Annotated in this window: 18 protein-coding genes; 7 read left to right on the top strand and 11 right to left on the bottom strand. The window is 48.1% G+C overall.

Going from position 1 to position 20,534, the window contains the following annotated elements; all coding sequences use genetic code 11:
* Positions 1–8 precede the first annotated feature (8 nt).
* A complete protein-coding gene (locus HHL17_RS31885) occupies positions 9–821 on the top strand; it encodes an SDR family NAD(P)-dependent oxidoreductase (RefSeq protein WP_169228845.1) in 813 nt (270 codons plus the stop codon).
* 3 nt (positions 822–824) lie between these two features.
* Here HHL17_RS31885 and HHL17_RS31880 read toward each other — a convergent pair whose 3' ends face one another.
* Complete coding sequence (locus HHL17_RS31880) at positions 825–1,601, bottom strand: DNA-formamidopyrimidine glycosylase family protein (RefSeq protein ID WP_169228844.1); 777 nt, start codon at positions 1,599–1,601, stop codon at positions 825–827.
* Positions 1,602–1,629: 28 nt separating this feature from the next.
* A complete protein-coding gene (locus tag HHL17_RS31875; RefSeq protein ID WP_169228843.1) occupies positions 1,630–3,345 on the bottom strand; it encodes a DUF885 family protein in 1,716 nt (571 codons plus the stop codon).
* 249 nt (positions 3,346–3,594) lie between these two features.
* Between HHL17_RS31875 and HHL17_RS31870 the strand changes: the two genes are divergently transcribed.
* Positions 3,595–4,353 carry a murein L,D-transpeptidase catalytic domain family protein gene (locus HHL17_RS31870; RefSeq protein ID WP_317166661.1) on the top strand — a complete coding sequence of 253 codons (759 nt, stop codon included), beginning with the start codon at positions 3,595–3,597 and terminating at the stop codon, positions 4,351–4,353.
* On the opposite strand, the gene HHL17_RS31865 is transcribed toward HHL17_RS31870, so the two are convergent.
* The 3 genes from HHL17_RS31865 to HHL17_RS31855 form a co-directional block, all read right to left on the bottom strand.
* Positions 4,350–5,921, bottom strand: a complete 1,572-nt coding sequence (locus tag HHL17_RS31865; RefSeq protein WP_169228842.1) for a L,D-transpeptidase family protein — start codon at positions 5,919–5,921, stop codon at positions 4,350–4,352. The genes HHL17_RS31870 and HHL17_RS31865 overlap by 4 nt on opposite strands.
* 190 nt (positions 5,922–6,111) lie before the next feature.
* Positions 6,112–8,643, bottom strand: coding sequence for a phosphocholine-specific phospholipase C (locus tag HHL17_RS31860; protein WP_169228841.1), 2,532 nt, complete (start codon positions 8,641–8,643; stop codon positions 6,112–6,114).
* A 172-nt stretch (positions 8,644–8,815) separates the two neighbouring features.
* Positions 8,816–9,232 (bottom strand): hypothetical protein, encoded by a 417-nt coding sequence (locus HHL17_RS31855; RefSeq protein WP_169228840.1) that lies wholly within the window; start codon positions 9,230–9,232, stop codon positions 8,816–8,818.
* Positions 9,233–9,343: 111 nt separating this feature from the next.
* Here HHL17_RS31855 and HHL17_RS31850 point away from each other — a divergent pair, with 111 nt between their 5' ends.
* Both HHL17_RS31850 and HHL17_RS31845 read left to right on the top strand, forming a co-directional pair.
* Positions 9,344–10,210, top strand: coding sequence for a helix-turn-helix transcriptional regulator (locus HHL17_RS31850; RefSeq protein WP_169228839.1), 867 nt, complete (start codon positions 9,344–9,346; stop codon positions 10,208–10,210).
* 61 nt (positions 10,211–10,271) lie between these two features.
* Complete coding sequence (locus tag HHL17_RS31845) at positions 10,272–11,138, top strand: NHL repeat-containing protein (protein WP_169228838.1); 867 nt, start codon at positions 10,272–10,274, stop codon at positions 11,136–11,138.
* Between the two features lie 79 nt (positions 11,139–11,217).
* Here HHL17_RS31845 and HHL17_RS31840 read toward each other — a convergent pair whose 3' ends face one another.
* The 4 genes from HHL17_RS31840 to HHL17_RS31825 form a co-directional block, all read right to left on the bottom strand.
* Entirely contained in the window at positions 11,218–12,357 is a 1,140-nt protein-coding gene (locus HHL17_RS31840; protein ID WP_169228837.1) for a hypothetical protein, read from the bottom strand.
* Between the two features lie 75 nt (positions 12,358–12,432).
* Positions 12,433–14,238, bottom strand: coding sequence for a carboxypeptidase-like regulatory domain-containing protein (locus tag HHL17_RS31835; RefSeq protein ID WP_169228836.1), 1,806 nt, complete (start codon positions 14,236–14,238; stop codon positions 12,433–12,435).
* Between the two features lie 15 nt (positions 14,239–14,253).
* The gene (locus HHL17_RS33885) at positions 14,254–15,234 is read right to left on the bottom strand and encodes a FecR family protein (RefSeq protein ID WP_169228835.1); all 981 of its coding nucleotides are present in this window, start codon (positions 15,232–15,234) and stop codon (positions 14,254–14,256) included.
* Positions 15,235–15,244: 10 nt separating this feature from the next.
* Positions 15,245–15,880: an RNA polymerase sigma-70 factor gene (locus HHL17_RS31825; protein WP_206156238.1), complete on the bottom strand. Its 636-nt coding sequence runs from the start codon at positions 15,878–15,880 to the stop codon at positions 15,245–15,247.
* Between the two features lie 271 nt (positions 15,881–16,151).
* Between HHL17_RS31825 and HHL17_RS31820 the strand changes: the two genes are divergently transcribed.
* Complete coding sequence (locus HHL17_RS31820; RefSeq protein ID WP_169228834.1) at positions 16,152–16,649, top strand: OmpH family outer membrane protein; 498 nt, start codon at positions 16,152–16,154, stop codon at positions 16,647–16,649.
* 179 nt (positions 16,650–16,828) lie between these two features.
* Here HHL17_RS31820 and HHL17_RS31815 read toward each other — a convergent pair whose 3' ends face one another.
* Both HHL17_RS31815 and HHL17_RS31810 read right to left on the bottom strand, forming a co-directional pair.
* Entirely contained in the window at positions 16,829–17,122 is a 294-nt protein-coding gene (locus tag HHL17_RS31815; RefSeq protein WP_078667376.1) for a GNAT family N-acetyltransferase, read from the bottom strand.
* A 185-nt stretch (positions 17,123–17,307) separates the two neighbouring features.
* On the bottom strand, positions 17,308–18,180 hold the full coding sequence (locus HHL17_RS31810; protein WP_169228833.1) for an SMP-30/gluconolactonase/LRE family protein: 873 nt from the start codon (positions 18,178–18,180) through the stop codon (positions 17,308–17,310).
* Positions 18,181–18,236: 56 nt separating this feature from the next.
* Between HHL17_RS31810 and HHL17_RS31805 the strand changes: the two genes are divergently transcribed.
* Together HHL17_RS31805 and HHL17_RS31800 are read left to right on the top strand one after the other, a co-directional pair.
* Positions 18,237–19,208: a DUF2157 domain-containing protein gene (locus HHL17_RS31805; RefSeq protein ID WP_169228832.1), complete on the top strand. Its 972-nt coding sequence runs from the start codon at positions 18,237–18,239 to the stop codon at positions 19,206–19,208.
* Complete coding sequence (locus tag HHL17_RS31800) at positions 19,205–20,371, top strand: hypothetical protein (RefSeq protein WP_169228831.1); 1,167 nt, start codon at positions 19,205–19,207, stop codon at positions 20,369–20,371. The genes HHL17_RS31805 and HHL17_RS31800 overlap by 4 nt, the downstream gene beginning before the upstream one ends.
* The last annotated feature ends 163 nt before the right edge of the window (positions 20,372–20,534 follow it).

The raw sequence follows: 20,534 nt of genomic DNA, 5'->3' as shown, positions 1-20,534 counted from the left end.
TTATACGTATGTCTTACGCATTGGTAACCGGCGCTGCCAAGGGTATTGGCAAAGCCATTGCAGCCGAACTGGCACAAAGAAACTATCACCTGCTACTGGTGGACCTGGATGATACGTCTCTGCAGGAAACAGCGACAGCATTAGTGGGGCTTTATCACGTCCATGTACACACGCTCCATCAGGACCTGTCGAAACCGGACGCATTGTCGAAGGTCACCGCGTGGAGCAGCCGCTGGCACGAACAGCTGACTGTGGTAGTGAACAATGCCGGCTATGGCATCAATGGCGCTTTTGAAAATCTCTCCCTCGAAGAGCAGTTCAACATCATCGATGTGAACATCAAAGCCCAGGTGGGATTATCATACGCCTATATCCCGGTACTGCGCCGGTCTCCAAAATCATGGTTACTTAACCTCGCCAGCACCACAGCTTATCAGACAGTCCCTTATCTCAACATTTACGCTGCTACCAAAGCATTTGCGTTGTCGTTCACCAGAGGCCTGCGCTATGAGCTGCGCCACTCGCCCATCTCGGTGAGCGCGTTGAGCCCCGGCAGTACAGACACTGATTTTGTGAACCGCGCCCGCATGGGCAACAGTACCCGCAAAATTGCAGACCGGTTCAATATGACCCCGGAAAGTGTGGCCAAAATAGCTGTGAACGGACTGTTTAAAGGCAAAGCGGAAATTGTGCCGGGGTTCATCAACAAACTGAATGCATTCCTGCCGAAATTTTTCCCGAAACCATTGGTAGAAAAAATTGCAGGCAACATTTATGAACAACGGGAAGAAACGCCGGCCGTGGCTATCACAACAGGCTGACAGCTATTTATACTCCACTTGTTCATTCGTGTAGTAAGTCTTGCCGCCGGATGAAACATGCTGTATCGTTGCACCACCGGGGCTCTCTATCAGCTTATGGCTATGCACCAGCATATAATCACGCACTTCACCATTGATAATATCAGGATGATTTTTGCGGATATTTTTCTCCGCGGTGGTCAATACCTTATGGATAGCTTTGTACAGCGCTTTTACCGCCGCTGAAGGAATTTGATTGCAAACAGAGAACGGCGAGATACGCGCCTCCCACAGGATATCGTCCGCATAGGCGTTACCGATGCCAAGGATATTTTTTTGATCTGTTAAGTATTTTTTGATGGCTGTTCTCTTTTTGGCCAGCGCAGCTTCCAGCCACGCTTCGGTCAATTCTTTGGAAAGCGCGTCGGGAGCCTCTTTGGGGGCTGGGTCCAGGAAGATGTTTGCCTGGCCCTGATAATCCGTCAGGGCCAGGCCTTTGCCATCTTTAAACAACAACGTGCAGATGGTGTGTTTCTGCTCGTTTTGCTGGTCAAATAAATATAGTTTGCCATGCAACATCAGGTGCATTCCCAGCACATGGCCATTTTTAAATTCGAAATGCAGTTCTTTGCCCACACGCCGGATGGATTCCAGGTGCTGCCCTTCCAGTGCTGCTTTCAGCTCTTTTTCAGGCGTAAGCAGTTTCTTTTTCACCGTCACATCGATTGTCTCCAGTTGCTGATGCAGCAGCACTTTCTCCAGATTGTGACTGAACACGTTCAGGTCAGGTAATTCAGGCATAACATTTTTTTATAAAAGTAACGATTCCTTACTGCTGCAACAATTGGTCCGCAAAACGCCACTTTGTTTTAAAATCCGGCGTCAGTGCCTGATGCGTGATGATAGCACGGAACATCTCAATGGGAATAGCATTCTCATGAAGGAAAGCATCGTGGAATTGTTTTTCAGTCATCTTTCCACTGTCAATCAGCTCATGATGCAGCGCCCGCAGTTGCAATCCACCCATCATATAAGCGATCTGGTACAGCGGACCATAATCGCCTTCAAAAGAACGGCGCACTTCGGATGACGCGCTGAAACGTTCGTGCCCTACACGGTCAACAAGGAAATCGATACACTGCTGAGGTGTCCATTTGCCCAGATGGTAATTCAGGGAGAAGATAATGCGGGCGCAACGGTGCATCCGCCAGAACAACGCACCTACTTTCTGCTCAGGCGTGCTGTGGAAGTTTTTATTCCACAGGAGCATCTCCCAATATAACGCCCACCCCTCTACGGAGAAAGGCGTGCCGAACATACGGCGGTAAGGTTTATTGCGTTTATTCATAAACCCCTGCAGGTTGTGGCCGGGTATCAGTTCGTGAAAAACTGTAGCATGGGCAAAAGCGTAGTTATTGCTGCGCAGGCTCATTGCTTTTGTAGCTTCGTCCATATCATCAGTCGGATAAGCCACCAGGATAGATTCACCGCCAAGGAAAAACGGTGCAAAACGTTGCTGCTCTTTAGACAGCATAAACATGCGCCAGGCTTCTTTGGCCAGCGCCGGTACGGTCACCAGGTTACTGTCTTCCACAAATTTGATCGCTTCATCAGCCAACCGGTGTATCATTTCCGGTTGCCGCCCTGGTTCCACATGGTTCTCTTTCACCTTCTCCAGCGCCTTTTTCCAATCCTTCCCAAAACCCAGTGCTGCGGACGCTTTCAGCATCTCCGCATCACACCAGGCGAATTCTTTGTTAGCCATCTCCACCAGTTCTTCGGGGGAATAAGGGATCATTTCATATTGTAATTGTGCAATAAGCGCCTCGCGGCCAATGGGTGTTCCTTTGATTCCGGAAGCGTCCAGTGTTTTATCGGTTTTATCTGCCAGCTCCTGACCGAGAAAACGGCCATACAGGCCCAGCAGGCTGTCAGTTTGCTGATAGGGCTGTTTCACCTGTTTGGTGAAGGCTGGTTCATAACTGTAATAGAAGGTATATACACCTTTGAGACCGTTACGCAGCTCTCCCACGATCTCCGCGGCCTGGCGGGCCTGTGCAGGCGTCAGCGAACTTTTGTTCTTCAGCGAGGCCTGTGCAGTGATGATCTGTTGCTGCACAGTAGCGAGATCAGCCACCATCTTAGGCACGTCGGGGTTGTCACCGCGACGGCGTTTCACCTGCATGGTCATCAGTGTTGGCGCGAAGGGAATTACTGCAGGTTGCAGCAGTTTATACAACGCTTCATTTTCATCGATATCCCTCAGCTCCTCACCTATCTTACGCTTCAGCAGAATGTAATCTACCTGGTCACTCACCGGCAACGAGGCAAACGACAATGATTTCAGTGATGCCAGTGTTTGGTGGTAGCACGTGCGCATACGGCCGAAGTACTCCGGGCTGTACCGGAAAATGTATACTTTATGCAGGTCGTCCACATCTGAGGTCATCTGCTGAATCAGCTCTTTAACAGGCTCACCCGTGTTGGCATAAGTGCGGGCTACAAGGAACAGCAAAGGAATAAGGAACAGGTATCTTTTTATCATAACGCAAAGGCTGTTTTAGATCTGGCATTAAAGATAATCATCCACCCTTGGCATCCTATGCTGAAATTGTCCCCTTTTTCACCAAAATTGCCCCATATCAACATTTTCCATGTATGTCAACATCTTGTTAAAATAGCCGAAAGCGAGCTGGAATAGCCTTTTTTAGGGCAACATATCCCGGTGATAATCGTTATTTTCGTTCGATATGGATTAATCATCATTCTCTAACCTTGATAAATATTTTACGGAGTGACATTGAAAGTGAAGAAGTTTATTAAACCGTTAATTTTTATTGCAACCATCGGTTTTTTTGTATTCCTGATTACCACCCTTACCTCAGCTGAAAAAAATCCTGCCACCGCATATCGCACCCTTATACCGGCAGTGAATGACTCACTGGAGGAGGAAAGTTTGTATGAAAGCATGCGGCTGGATACCACCGGCTTATCCCGGGAAGCATTTGAAAGCGCCCTGCAAGGCTACAATCAACTCGAAGGCAAAGGCCGGCTCAAAAACCCGGACATTCTTTCCATCATCGACTTTTCGCTGCCATCCAGCAAAAAGCGGCTTTTTGTGATTGACATCAAAAACAGACTGCTGCTGTTTAACACGCTGGTATCTCATGGCAGGAATTCAGGAACATTGGTGGCCAACACCTTTTCCAACAAAACGAACAGCTATAAAAGCAGCCTCGGGTTTTATGTGACCGGCGACACCTATAACGGGGAGCATGGTTATTCCCTGCGCCTGGAAGGTGAAGAAGCCGGCATCAACGACAATGCGCTCAGCCGCGGTATCGTGATGCACAGCGCTGATTATGTAAACGAAGCCCTGATCAAAAGCCAGGGTTATATTGGCCGCAGCCTCGGTTGCCCGGCCATTCCGGAAGGTGTGCACCGCAAAGTCATTCAACGCATTGCCAACGGCACCTGCCTGTTTCTTTACAGCCCGGACAAATACTACTCTATGCATTCCAGGATGCTGGCTAAAGACAGTGTGAACAGCTAAAACATTTTTTGTTTCATCACCGCATCGTGGCCATAAACATCCCGTACCAGGTGCAGCGCACCATCTTCATCCGCCCACGCGGTGAAGTAAGTGATAATCACTGGTACCGGATGTTTCACCGCCACATATTTTTGTTTGCCGCCGTTCATGGCGGCATCAATTTTTTCGTCGGTCCATTGGGGTGAGTCTTCCAGTATAAACCTCGCCATCGTACCGGGGTCCTTTAGCCGTATGCAACCGTGACTGTAAGCACGGTTATCCCGGTTAAACAATCCTTTTTCCGGGGTATCATGGAAGTAGATATTGAAACTGTTTGGAAACAGAAATTTCACCCGTCCCAGTGCATTGCGGACACCCGGCCTTTGCCGTACCACCGGCAGACCGTTCACATGCCCGGTGATCTCCATGTTCTTGCGCGCCAGGTAACCGCTGTTACGCGACATAGCCGGTAATATCTCTTTCCGCACAATACTGCGCGGGATATTCCAATAAGGACTAAACACCACCTGATTTAATTTCCCTGAAAACATCGTGGTGCTATGACCTTCTTTCCCCACTACAATCGGCATATCAAATACCTTTTTACCATCGTTGGTCACATGCAGCATGAAGGCCGGAATATTCACCACAATCAGCTTTCCCTGGGGAGTGGCAGGCAACCATTTCATCCGTTGCATATTGATCAGCAACTGTTTCAAACGCTCTTCCGCAGGTACATTCATCACCCTGATAACGCTGTCGTTGATCACCCCGTTTTCCGAATAGCCATGACCGTTACGAAAACGGTTCACAGCAGCCTCCAGTTCGTCGGTGAATACATCACTGCTGTCGTTTTCCTTTAGTTCCCCGGTTGTTGCCAGCCTTTGTTTTACAGAGATGATAACGGGAGATGACTGCCCTTTTTTTATTGACCGGACCGATGAATCCACCGGCTTCCATCCGCCATTTTTGACGATATCGCGGTACTGCCGCAAGGCAGGCTTCAGGCCCGCTATGGCCGGGTATTGTTCCTCGCTGGTATGCAACATGGAATCAGCCATCTCCATCATATCTTCTTTCTGCATGGGCACCATATGCTCCATTTGTTCCACCGTGCCGCCATTCTGCCGAAAATAACGCACCAGCCGCCAGGTGAGCATCAGTTCCGTTTGTACCATATCAGGATCGGTGGCCTTTGCATGCATCGTATCTTCTTCCAGGAGCCGGTCCAGTTTAGTATTCAGCGGCTTATCCCCGGTGGTGTCCGGACTTTGGTTGAACAGGCTGCGGAAAGCGGCGGCTTCTTCTGTAAGGCCACGGCTGTCTATCCAGGCAAACTGGTAGTTACGTGCATTATAAAAGCTGCGCAACCGGTTGGCCACGGTATCATTCAACTGCCGCTTGCTAATAAAGCCCTCCAGGGCAGCGGTATCCAGAAAAAGGTCATTATAGGCGTTTTCGCGGGTGATCGCCGTATTTCGGGGTGTGAGCACGTCAACGGTCACAACTTCGGCATGCTCAGGCGCTGAAGGGGTATTGCAGCCTGACAGGAGATATGCCAGCAGGGTGAGCAGAAAAAGGTATCTCATGCCTTTTTTACATCAAAATAAACACCAGAACCTAAAAAGGGGCCGCAGCCATCAGAATCGTACTGCGGTTGTGGTTGCAGGGACACAAACCGTGGAAATTTGATTATTGGCTATTGGATTATTTGGTTATTGAAAGCATATTGATTCATCAAAACTCCTTCAATAACCAAATAATGAAATATCTAAATAATTAAGCCATGGCCGGGTCACTGATGCCTTCAGCACCAGTTTCCACTCTGCCGGCAAAGCGTTGCTCAAACTCGTTATAACCTTCCACTTTTATGGTAAAGTCATACCAATGCTGGCTTTTGCTATTATCAATGATCATGGCTGCCTGTGTATTGGCGGCGATGGTTTTACGCACCACGGCTTTACCGTAAGCGTTATCGGTCACAACTATCGTCAGGGCTTTGCCGCTGCGGTTGGCAATATGCAGGTCTGTATTACCGGTGAGCTGTTTGCGGTTACGCAGCGAACGCTGATATTCGCAGGTAATGTCCACTTGCGGGTCTTTGGCGTTGCCGGCGAATTCGCGGTAAAAACCATTCGGGCCATAGGCACGCAGGCGGTACTGTTCACCTTCAAAAGAAGACAAAGGCCAGGCGTCTTTCAGCTGGTCACCGGCGGTAACGGCATAAGACCAGGTACGCACCGGTTCCATTTCACGACTGTCTGCCTGCAGGTATTTGCCAGGCGCATACACATTGAACGGCGAGCCGGCTGCTTTTTTGCCAAACACTTCATTGGAAGCGGTGAAGCTGATGTCAAACGTCTTTTTATCAGCACCCAGCTTTCCATTTACATACAACTGATAAGGCAATGCACAGGAAACACGGGTACCGGATTCCTGCCGTGGCATCCATTCTGCTTTGGCTGGGTTGGTATTGATCTTCTCAATTTCAGCAGCGGTGAGTATTTTGAATTCATCCGGCAGCTTTTTGAAACGGGCATTATACACGCCTTCAATAAACTCATTCCTTTCCTGGAAAGGCACTTTCACCTTTTCTCCATTGAACGGACGGAAAACAGACGTGAGGTCACCGCATACTGTGCGGCGCCAGGCGGAGATATTCGTTTCTTTAACGGCCTTACCGGTTTTGTGTTGCAGGAAATCTTCCATAAACTGAAGAATGGAAGTATGGTCAAACACCTGTGAGTTCACATAACCGCCGCGGCTCCACGGGGAAGCAATCACCAACGGCACACGGTATCCCAGGCCGATAGGACTTTCCCGCACAGAATTTTCCCCTACGTGGCCTTTAGCCCGTTCCTGTTCTTTGGTAACATACTCCACGGCGGTATCGATGCCTTTGGAAACGAGCCCTGTACCGGGTTTGAAAGGTGCTACAAAAGGAGGCACGTGATCAAAATAACCATCGTTCTCATCATAACAAAGGATAAAAATGGTCTTCTTCCACACCTCTTCCTTCTGGGTGAGGATGTCCAGCACTTCAGACACATACCATGCACCATACCATGGAGAACCAGGGTGATCGGAGAATTCACCGGGGGCTACGAGCCAGGAAACCGTAGGCAGTTGACCGTTATGCACATCAGTGCGGAACTGATGGAGGATATCACCTTTAGGCACCTGCACGGTCCTTTCCACATCACCATCTTTATACCGCAGCGTTTCCAGTTCATGGTAATCCGGATCTGAAATGTTGGTCGTAAATGCTTTACTGTGCAGGTTCTGCGCCCGCTTTGACAGTTTGGCGAAGTTAGCTGCGGTAAAGGTTTCCGCATCTTTTTTTACTTTCTCCAGTTCCCGCTTCTTCTCTTCCAGCTGCTGCTGCATTTTTTTCGCTTTCTCTCCTTCGGCAGCAGGAATAGTCGCTGTCAGTTTCGCGATTTCTTCCGGCAGCTGCTGTATGCGGCGTTGCAGGTATTTTATATGGCCGGTGGCAAAACGCACGTTGAAAGCGGTAAACCACTCGATGGGGTTGTCTGTGAAATTGGCGAGCATGCCGTCTTTTTCTCCTTCAAGGCCGGCGGCGCTGATTTCATTCTGGTAGATCTTCCAGCTGATACCATTGTCTTCCAGTCTCTCGGGGAAAGTGGTCCAGTGAGCTTCTGCGCCGTAATCCACGTCTTCGTTCCATACGTTGGCTTTGGCGCTGGCTTTCTGTTCGTCGCGCAGGGTGCCGGTCCAGAGGTACAGGCGGTTCGGTGTAGTACCGGTCAGCGAGGAACAGAAGTTCTGGTCACAAACGGTAAAGGCATCTGCCATGGCGTAATAAAAAGGAATATCCACGCGGTTGTAATAACCCAGGGTGAGCGGCATCGGCGCCCAGTCTTTGTTACCGGATTGTTTTACCTGCAGCCATTTATCATAGCGGCCATTATTACGGGCATCTACCTGGTTGGCCCAGGAATGCGGCAGACTGCTCATCCAGGTGGCCTTGGTGTCCCTTATATTCAACCGGAAAGGGGCATACGTTTCGTTCTTATCGTTGGTCTGTAACCATACGAGATTATTGTTGGGAAGCCGGATGGCGCGGGGATCATTGTATCCTCTCACACCTCTGAGGGTGCCATAGCAGTGGTCAAATGACCTGTTCTCCTGCATCAGGATCACGACATGTTCCGCATCGTGGAAGGTGGTACCGGGATGGGGGTCTATGGCCAATGCACGCTGGATGGACCCTGGCAGGGTCCCGGCTACGCCGGCGGCACCAGACAGCAGGGCTGCTTTCTTGATAAAATCTCTTCTGGTGTTCATGAAATACTTTTTATTGTTCAGCTGTTAGCATCCAACAGGGTATGCTTTAAGCGGCTTAAAATAACAAAAAGTATGTTATGTCACAATTAACAAAGGACGAAAGGTCATATAAAGGCAACAAAAAAGGGCTCCCGCATTGCTGCGAAAGCCCTTCGTATTGACTTCAAAAAACTTAAGATACGTTTCTGGAGGGTATGATCACAATTTTAAACTTCATGGTCACATTAGGTTTCTGAGCAACTGTATTGTTAGGCCCGCGAAGCTCCACAATCAATGTACCTGTCTGATGTATCACGTTATAGGATTCATTGTTAAACACTTCCGGTAACAACTCAAACAGCTCAAATTGTCCATTCTGCTGACGGGCAATGGATACCACCACTCCATCATTCTGATTGGCATTCTGGTCCAGTTCAGGCAGATTATTGAATTGTATAAAGTAGACACCGTTGTCCAGCTTCCATTGATCGGGTGTCATGGTAAAGAAGATCGTTTTGTTGGGAATAACAACTTCATTGGTGGTCTTGGTACAGCTGGAAAATACCGCAGCAGTCATGAGCAGGGGTAATAAGTATAGCCATCTTTTCATATACAAGGTGTTTGGTATGGATTTATTCAAATACAATGCCATAAATATCCCTCCTATAAATAAAGAAATCCTGATATTTGTAAAAACCTTCATTTTTATAATCTGTGTTGTATGTTGTATCGCTTACCGCAGGAATTCGGCAGTTATCCGGGCATGCATATCAATCGTGCGGGTAAATCTGCCCTGGCATGGTTCAAACTGGTGGAACACCAGGCCAAAGCCGAAGGGTTCCTCACAGAAAACACACTCGTATTCATCATTTCAGGTAGTAAACACATCCATCTGCCGGAAGAGGAAATTGTGGCCGCCGCAGGCGATCTGATACTGCTCAAAAGAGGCACCTACTTCATGTCTGCCCTGCTGCCGGAAGAAGAAGGCACCTTTCAGGGCCTGATGCTTTGCGTGGATGACCACATTCTACGCTCCTTTCTGGAAGAGATGAATGATATCAGAAAAGCGCGTACAAATATCCCCATGGTGTTGCCCTGCTCTGAACAGCTGGTTAATGTACGCAACAGTATCATCGGCTATATGGAACGGCCCAACGAAAACACCTGCAAACTGCTGGAACTGAAAATACAGGAGGTGTTCCTGTTGCTGCTCTCCGGCCCGCATCGCGCGCAGGTACTGGCTTTCCTGCATCACATGTTTGATACCAGTACAGAAAACCTCACGCTCACCATCCGTGAACATCTGCTGAAACCTTTGTCGCTGCAGGAATACGCCGCTCTATGCGGATTAAGCCTCTCTGTGTTCAAAAGGGAATTTGCCAAAATATACCATGCACCACCTAAAAAATGGATCAACGATGAACGGTTGAAACATGCCGACTATCTGCTGCGGCATACGCAGAAAAATGTCAATGAAGTAGCCGATGATTGTGGGTTTGAAAGCACCTCCTATTTCATTAAACAATACAAAAGCCGCTACGGCGATACGCCTAAAAATGCGCAACGGGCTAAAATTGCTATTTTCTGAACGCTTTCTGTTATCGTGCTGCCCCGGCCCGCCCCTACCTTTGCCTTAAACACTCAACATTATGAAAACAATTTATTTGCTGCTCCCCCTGCTGACCGCCGCCGGTACCAGCTTTGGCCAGATGCAACAACTCAACCGCACCGCTATGAAAGCCCCGGAAAGTGTATACATTCACGGTAGTGATTATTACATCTCTGATACCGGTGGCGACCCCTCCAAAAAAGACGGTGACGGTATGCTGTATAAAATGAACAGCCAGGGAGAAGTCAAAGTATTCGCCAGTGGACTGGACTCTCCCAAAGGCACCTGGATACTGCATAACATCCTCTATACCCCGGATGTGGACAAACTCAGAGGATTTGACATATCAACCGGCAAAGAAGTCTTCACGCTCGATATGGCGGCCACCGGCAGCACATTGCTCAATGATATTGCACCAATGAACGACTCCACTGTTTTTGTTTCCGCTACAGACATCAACAAAATATACCTCGTACACCTGGGCGCCCATCCACGCTACGAGGAACTGGCATTCGACAACCCCGTAAAAGGCGCCAACGGCGTTATTTATGACGGTCAACGCAAACGCCTCTACGTATGCGGATTCGGTGCTGCCGGCACGCCCAACGGCGAAATCGGTTACGTGGACCTGGCCCCGGCAAACAAAAAATTTGTCCGCCTCACAGACCGTACCGGCTATTACGATGGTATTATGCTCACCAAACACAATACCCTGCTGGTTTCCGACTGGGTGGCGTTCGAAAAGAAAGGAGTGATTGTGGAAGTAGACCTCAAAACCGGTAAAACAACCACAGTCAACAAAGAGCCGATCTCCGGCCCGGCCGATTTCACGCTCACTAAAAATGGAGACGTGATCACGCCCGCTATGATGGAAGGCAATGTACTGCGCTTCTCTCCCAAAAAATAACGTAAACGGGTATATCAAAATAAAAAAGGGAGCAGGCCATGGTCCGCTCCCTTTGCTTTTTATAAAACACAAGCCACTATTACAATCGTACTTGTACACCCGCAACACCGCCTACATAAACCCCGTTGAACTTGTCATTCCTGCGATGTTTTGACCATATATAGTAGGGCGCCAGATCTTCACCCACACCATCTTTGGTATGCACCTCGTTAAAGGTGGGGCCGGCAAATACTTCTATATTGTTGCCAAACCGGTATGCCGGGTAAACCCCAAAGGTACTTTTGTTGAATACCACTTTATGAAAATCAGTATTAGTGGTATTGGTGGCTTCCATATTAATACGGAAGTGAGAAGACACATACAGATGTGCACCTATACCGCCCTGAAACGCATAGCGCGTAGCGGAATCATTTCTGAAATTATATCCTACGCCTACAATGCCATACAGGACGCGGCCACCGGATTTAAAGGAAAGAATAGCGTTAGACGTTTCATCGATGCTGAGGCTGATTTGTTTTTCACCATGTTTCACAATATTGATCAAAGCGATCGAATAATCACTGCTGTCCGCAATATTCAGCAACCCAGCCACCTGCACGCCTTTCACCTTTTTGGCTACGTTCATGAAACCGGCCACTTGTATATTCGCATCTTTGGCCAGGTTGAGGAAACCACCTACCTGTACCTTTGCGGAGCGATGGCTGTTTAAAAAGCCCGTAACAGCCACGCTCGCGCTGTCGGTATGATTCATGAAACCGGATATCTGCCCGCTGGTACCATCACTTTTACGCGCGATGTTAGCAAAGCCGGCAACCTGGTATCCGTGCTGCATTTCTCCCGCCTGGTTCAGGAAGCCCGTAACCATTACTCCATGCGAGGTTTGCCGCACCATGTTCATAAAACCTGAAATACTGGCGCCATGTGACAACAGGCCGATATGATTGGAAAAACCGGCAAGGGTAGCTCCTGTAGCACTTCCCTTAACAATATTGGATATGCCGGATATAGCGGCGCCCATTTCGCCTTTGGATACACCGGCAATTACATGCAGTGAAAAACGGTTGGTATATTCTGCAGCCTGTGTACCGTTGGTACTGAGTGGATAAACGATTCCCACGTGTGCAGGTCTGACAGCTGATTGTCCCAATACCTTTACAGTTAAGCTGATAACGGTCAGGAGGGATAAAACGGTAATTCTGGTCAAGGTATCTGTTCTCATATCTGTGTGTATTAATGCGTACTGATTAACGACACGTCAATGAACAACTACCCCTATGCGGACACAAACAAAAAATCAGAAAATAGTGATGCCGGCCTGCCAACCTATCCAGCCATAACCTGAATCCCCAAGTTTGAAAGGATGATAACCCGATCCGGGAATTTCTGAAATATAACCAGGTTTGGGATTCCATTCATCATACAGATGAAATGCCAGGGAAGGCCCTGCGAATATGGATACGTTACGGAAGATACGATAGTTCAGCAAAGGTTGTATTCGAATCATCTGGGAAGACTCTTCATTACCGGTATACATATTTTGAGCGGTGACCTCCGCACCGAGGAACAAATGTTTATTGAAGTTAAACTCCCTTCCGATACCATATCCGAAAGAATATACTTTCCTGTCGCCGGTATTGAAGCCCGCGAGCAAAATGCTGTAGAGCTTACTGCTGCCCGTTTTCCAGGCTACGTTATAGTTCACGACATCACTGGTATAGACCGACAGTTTATGATAACCATGTTTTACTATGTTGACAAGCCCGATGGTATAACCGGAAGACGTGTCTGCGATATTGACCAGGCCTATCTGCACACCTTTAAGATGTCTGGCGTAGTTAAAAATAGCGCCGAGTTGTACACCTCTCACAGTACCATGACTGATATTGCCGATGTGTGATATTTGAGCACCGCTGACGCTACCGCTCGCATAGTTGTATACGCCGCTAATCTGCGCACCGGTCATTTCACCACCGGCATAGTTACCAACACCAGACACCTGCCAGCCAACTACATTGCCCTTTACAATACCCAGTACGCCCTGTGCCTGCACACCTTCTATATCGCCGTGTATCTGGTCGACAACACCGGAAATCTGCGCACCATTTGCACTTCCCTCCACAATATTGCTCACACCAGCCACCTGCAAGCCACGCATGGAATCCAGCACCTGGTTGTGAACACCGGCAACCTGCACTCCGTTGGTTTTTCCACCTACCACATTGAGAACACCTCCTATCTGCACATGCTGCATATTACCTTTCACAATATTGAACACGGTCCCCAGTTCAAAACCATCTACACCAGCGGTATAACCACCAATAACATTGATCGAGAATTTGTTGACCACCTGGCTGCTCATCTTTCCGTGTGAGCCCAGTCCCGGCGTAAGCGAGGCCTGATAAGGCTTATCGGCGAAGAAGCTACCGATGTTGATACCTTGCATTTTCAGACGGGAAGACAATATCGTACGGCCCCACCAGGTTTTTTCCACCTTCATATTATGACCGGTAATTTCTACCACCTGTAACTGATAGCTTACCGGTGAAATATTCACCGCCAACTCCTGGTCCTGCCCTGCATGTACCGTTACCGAGGTGTCTGTATACAGGTCTTTACTAATGCTGATGGCTGCGGTAGGGGTTTTATCCCGTAACCGCAGCCTGAAATAACCGTCATTATTGGTTAAAGTAGATATGAGTTGCTGTCGTTCGTACACGCTCGCATTGGGTACCCGTTGTCCTGTTTTGCTGTCCGTGACGAATCCCGTGACCTGATAATAATTTTGCCCGGGAGATTTTTTAAAGAGAATGATATAGTTGCCCGATTCTTTGTAGAGATACTCTCCGTCCAATAGCTGGTCAAGCGTTTGCCGGACCGATTTATTTTTCACCGAGATAGTGACCAGGCTGTCCTGCGGGAGAATGTTGCTGATATAGGAGAAATAAAAACCACCCTGTTTGGAAATGATATTTAATACTTCCGATAACTTTTGTCTTTTCGCCTCCACCGTCACGGTCTTGTTGAGCAGGCCCTGTGCCTGTGCATAGAGCGGGAGGGTGATGATTAGTATTAATGTTGTCAATATTCTGCTAAACGGCATACGCTACAGCTACAATTATTTCAAGGTGATATTAGTTCCATTTTGTTCTACGGTGATACCGTAGGTGAGCCCGATAATTTTCAGGGTACTGTCGAGCGAACTGTTACTGAAGGTAACATTGATCGGCATATCGCGCTTGCTGGTATCGGCAATCACGATATTGACACTGTATGCTTCATTCAGTATATCTACCAGTTTCCACAGTGGTGTATTATTACATACGAATGTTTGTGTGCGGTAGTAATTATACAGTTCGTCCGTGTTTTCCTGTTTCACCGGTGCTGCGTCCTGATCTGTAACGATAGCTTTTTCGTGGTGTTGCAGCTGTACGCTGTGGTGTTGTTTTGTTACCTCCACTGCGCCTGTTTCCACAATGACTACTGTTTTACCATTGCTGCTTTTGATGTTAAAAGATGTACCAAGTACTTTTACGGTCACATCGTTTACTTTGATCACAAAAGGACGGCCCGGGTCCTGCGCCACATTGAAGAAGGCCTCGCCTTCCAGTTTTACATGCCTTTCCTTTTCGAAGGAGTTAGCATAACTGAGAGAAGATTGTTTATTCAGCGTAACAAATGAGCCATCGGGCAGTGTGTCCAATCTGACAGCATTGCTGGCGTAGATGGTATGTTGCGGACGGGATGATTGCATAAACCAGAATCCGGCGGCGCCCAGCAGTACCAGCAAAGTGGCGGCTATGGCCAGGTTACGGCGCCAGGTGGAGAAATCGGTTTTGATGATGCGGGCGCCGCCTGCTTCTTCGCTGGCGCCTACCCGTTGCTGAAAACGTACCCAGGCATCGTCTTCGTTAACAGTGCTAACGGCTGCGAGCTTTTTACTTTCGTTCCAGATAAGCCGGAAATGCTCGTAGTATTTGGCGTTGGCCGCATCCGCTGCCATCCATGCTTCCACAGATTGTTTTTCTACCAGTGTGGTGATGCCCAGCATATATTTCACCAGCAGATCGTCGTTTATATGGTCAGTTTGCTTTTTCACGGTAGAAGGTTTAGAGATGGAGCAATATTAACAACAGGGGAAGGAAATCCACCAGATTGAGCCGCAGCAGCTTTAAAGCTTTGCCCATCTGATTCTCCACTGTTTTCACCGAGATATCGAGCTTATCGGCGATCTCCTGGTATTTTAATTCTTCAAAGCGGCTCAACTGGAAAACGGTCCTGCATTTTTCCGGCAGATCACTCAGCGCTTTGGCCAGTTTTTCTTCCAGTTCCCGCATGGTCACTTTGCCAGAAGTATTGCCGGTATCCCTGTTATTGCTCATTTGATATTGAGTATGCGCCTGATGCGTAGCTTTTACTTTCTGATGCCGCAGGTAATTGATGCTCTCATGATATACTGCCCTGTACAAATAACCGGAGATGGTTTGTTTGATCCTGATATCTCCTGATTTCTCCCACAGTTTGCAGAATACATTCTGCACCATTTCCTCCGCCATTATTTCGTCTTTCAATATGGTACAGGCATAGGCGTGCAGACCTTTAAAATGGGTTTTAAAAGCCTGTTCAAAAGTTAATACGTCTTCTTTTTCCAGTAACGAAGTATCACCTGGATGTTGCAACTCCATGCGTAGGTTTTGATAACTAAAGTCAAAGATAATTCCTTCTGCCAATTGAAATGCTTTCATAGACGACACCAATGGTTGTTTTTACCCCTACGGGAGAAACAAAAAAACTCGCACAAAGGCGCCAGGCAGTGGCGTCACAAATGTCCGAAAAAATACATTATCATTAATATTAAATTGTTAACTACGGGATATCAGTTCGCAAAAATAGATGACTGTAAAGGGAGCCGGGTCTCAAATTAAATTATCAAGGGGGATCGTTCTATACTCCCGGACAACGACAATTTAACATTCTCTTATATATCTATTCCATAATATTGCTGAAAACTATATCATGAAATATTTTTGCACTGTCACGCTGATGCTGCTCATGAGTACTGCAGCATTCTCGCAAAAGACCGCCTATATCAATTTTCAGCAACTGATTGCTGCCATGCCCGAAACTAAACAGGCGACTGACACACTACAAAAATATCAGCAGGAACTGGCAAAAGACGGACAATACCTGGTAGCGGAATACACCCGCAAACTGCAGGAGTATGACAGTCTTGGCACCAAATGGAGCCAGCAGGTGAAAGAGTCGAAAGAAAAAGAATTACAGGACGCACAGGCAGGTATCCAGGATTACCGCCAGCGGATGGAAGAGAAATTATCACTTAAAGACCAGCAGTTACTGGTACCAATCATGGATAAAGCGAAGAAAGCGCTGAAGGCGGTCGCCACTGAAAAAGGCTATACGCTGGTGATTGATAATTCTAAGGACGAAGTATTAATAGGCGCTGACGCCGACGATCTGATGACGCCGGTAAAAGCCAAACTTGGACTGAAATAAATTTAGTTATTTAGAAATTTAGTCATTTAGCTGAGCTGTTTTACTTATTGGGTTGTTTGTAGCATTTTGAAGATACTCCTCTCCAACCGCCATTCGGAAAAAGTAACTTTTCCTGCGACAGCCCAATAAATTAAACAGCTCAGCTAAATGACTAAATTTCTAAATAACTAAATTTCAAATTAGATGTGGAGTCCATGCGCGAGCAGCGTTTTCCATTTAGGATTGCTACGCACGTATTCCGCTACTTTTTTGCTGGAAGGGACCATCCGGATATTCTGTGCAGAAATTTCCTCCATCACTTTACCCAGCATCATCGGCAGTACGCCTTGTTTTTCCAATGTTGGAGGCACCTCAGCGCCTGTCAGGAAAATGCGGCTACCATTTCTCTCATAAATAACCTTTGCCAGCTGTCCAGCGATATGCGCTTCAAACTGCCTGGCCTCTTTGTTGTCAATAATTGTGAAATCCTTCATGACTGTTCGTTAGTTTAAACACTTCAATGTTTCAGTAGCGTACTAAAGGGAAGTAATTCTATAAAGGGAAGTTGGATAAGATAGTGCTGCGAATGGTATTAAAATACCCTAAAAATGCCTGTTCATACTTACAAAAGTACGAAAAAAATACGACACTCCCGTGAAACATTTATATCTATATTAAACTAATATCTAAAATAATTGACAGGCAAGCCTTTAAAAGGAAGCTTAGCGTGAAACACGTTTCCACTCATGGGATAAGCTTCAATCTGTTTAGGGGTCATATGCTCTCTGGCAGTAGTTATCAGCATTTCCTGCATGTCCGGGCCACCAAAAACACAGCAGGACACATGCGGGGCAGGCACCTCGATTTTTCCCAGCAGCTCCCCGTTGACCGGATTCCAGCGGTATACGCCCCAACCGCCCCATTGGGCAATCCACAACATCCCTTCGGTATCGATCGTCATCCCGTCAGGACACCCCAGTTCTGCCGGAATCACCACGGCATTGCGCAGGAAACGGATCTCCCCGGAATTTACATCATAAGCATACTCCTTCACCATATTGGTCGCCGTATCATTAAAATACATCCGGTCGCCATGCCATACCAGACCATTGGAAATACTCACCTGCGGGACTTTGATCACCGGCGGACGGTTATGTTCCAGGCAATACAAAGCCCCGTTATCCCGCTGGGTAATCAGGTGCATCGTACCTATCCACAGACGGCCGGCAGGATCACACTTGCCATCATTGCAACGGAGACTGGGGTTACCATCCAGTATTGCCAACGTACGGCCCAGGCCCTGCTCCGGCGAAAAGCGCGCCACACGGCCATGAAGCCCCAATAACAATTCATTACTGCCCTGCACCGGCACCATCATACTCACGTACTCGCCTATATGATATTGAGTGCGATGACCTTTACTATCCATGATATAAAGGGAATGGCCCAGAATATCCACCCAGCACCATGCCGAACGCTCCGGCCACCAGAAAGCACCTTCGCCCAATTCAAAAGGGCCGGGGGAAAATAATGTTGACTGATACATCTCCATAACCCCAAAATAGCAAAGAAATTATGAATTGTGCCTGTAATTCGTAAATTCACCGCATGAACATTGATACTTTCTCCAAACTCCAAAAAGAAGGATTGATCAGTGACGAGGAAATGCAACGTGTTACCCATACCGAAACCACCCGCCTTTTCTCCCTTCACTGGGAAATCAAAACAGCCCTGTACCTCGGCGTATTGCTGCTGAGCGGCGGCCTCGGCACCCTGGTTTACAAAAACATTGACACCATCGGTCACCAGGTCATTCTCCTTTTCATTGCCTTGCTGTGCATCGGCTGTTATGCTTACTGTTTCCGGCACCGGGCGCCCTTCTCCCGGGAAAAAACGGAATCACCCAACGCATTCTACGATTATGCGTTACTGTTAGGCAGCCTTACCTTCGTCACCTTTATCGGGTACCTGCAATACCAGTACGCCGCTTTTGGTACGGCCTACGGCCTCGCCATCTTTATTCCCATGGTGGCACTATTTGCTACGGCCTACTACTTCGACCACCTCGGCATCCTGTCCATGGCCATCACTAACCTGGCTGCCTGGGCGGGTATCGCTATCACCCCGTTCCAGGTGCTGTCACAAAACGACTTCAGCAACCATACGCTGATATACACCGGTACCGTGCTGGGCATAGGCCTGGTGGCCATGGCGGAATTGTCGGAGAAACGCGACTTCAAAAAACACTTCGCGTTTACCTACCGCAATTTCGGCGTGCATATCTTCTTCATTGCCACCATTGCCGGCATGTGCATCTTCGACAACTGGTACTTTGTATGGTTCCTGCTGGCAGCTGGCGGCGTATACCTTACCTGGTTCCGCGCGTTCCGTGACCACTCCTTCTATTTTGTAATGCTGGCGGTATTGTACGGCTATGTTGCCCTGACCATTCTGCTGACACGGGTACTGTTTAATCACCTGGCAAATGATTTCTTCCTGGCATTCATGTATATGATAGTGTCTACCATATCCGTCATTTTCCTTTTAGTTAACCTCAGCAAAAAAATCAAACAACCATGATCGCCTGGCCTTCTGTCACCCTCGACAATCTCGCTATACAAAACGAGGCAGCCAAAGCACACCGGCAGGGCTGCATCAGCCCTGAAACACTGGAGGCTATACGTACAGCCCATCCGGTTAAGCTTTACCTGCCCAACCCGATCACCCGTGTAGGTCTTTTTATCCTCACCACTATCGTGGTTTGTTTCACTACCGGATTTCTGTTATTACTGGCTATCTCCGGTGAATCTGCTAGCCTCCGGGCGATGCTGATCATCGCTGCGCTGCTTTGTATCGGCGCATTGGAATTTGCGATCAGCCAGAAAGGATCCTACCGCTCAGGGATAAACGAAGCGTTGCTATGGAGCGCTGTCGGACTACTCTGCACAGGTATATTCTTCGAAAGCCACCATGTGACTGAAAACACCATTGCCATCATCGTTTTCGGGCTCACCGTACTGGGTACGTTGCGGTATGCGGATATGGCGTCTTCAGCAGTGGCCTGGCTCTCCTTCCTCTTCATTATTTTCCAGCAGGCAATGCGTATCCCTCATGGCGTCCAGGCACTACCGTTTCTGCTTATGGCCTTGTCACTGGCAGCTTACCTGGTCACAACACGACTAGAGAAACGCCCTGCCCTCCGGCATTACGCCGATTGCCTCACGTTGTTGCGTATTTTGTCGTTGATAACGCTCTATATGGCGGGCAACTATTATGTAGTGAGGGAAACCACCAACTCCATGTTTATGCTGGAACTTCAGCCCGGCCAGGGTATCCCCGGCGGATGGATCTTCTGGATACTCACGGTGATCATTCCGCCACTATATATATTCCTGGGCATCAGGAAAAAAGACGCTGTGCTACTGCGTACAGGCATTATTTTAATCGCCATGATCGTCTTTACTGTTCGTTATTACCACAGCGTGATGCCGTTGGAAACGGCCATGGTCGTTGGTGGACTGGTACTCACCGGAGGCGCCTGGGCACTGATCAGGTACCTGCATACGCCTAAAAACGGCTTCACCTATGCAGCTTCCGATGAACCAGGCATGGCTGACCGGCTGAAAGTAGAGTCGCTGATCATTGCGCAGACATTCACGCCAGGCGCACGATCTACAGACACCAATCCCACCAATTTTGGCGGCGGTTCAGGCGGCGGTGGCGGCGCCAGCGGTGACTTCTAAAGAATAAAATGAAACTATAAAAATAAGAGGCGCATCGGTACCGGTGCGCTTTTTTTATACAGGAAACCTACGGCAAAGGTCTATAAAGTGCTCGGTATAGCTTTATGAAGCATTCCTACAACATAGCTTTATGAAGTACAGGATCAAGTTGAAAAGTTGGGGG

The organism is Chitinophaga fulva (assembly GCF_012927205.1).
GTDB classification, from domain to species: Bacteria; Bacteroidota; Bacteroidia; order Chitinophagales; family Chitinophagaceae; genus Chitinophaga; species Chitinophaga fulva.
The sequence above is the reverse complement of the archived record's forward strand: the minus strand, read 5'-3'. Positions and strand labels throughout refer to the sequence as shown.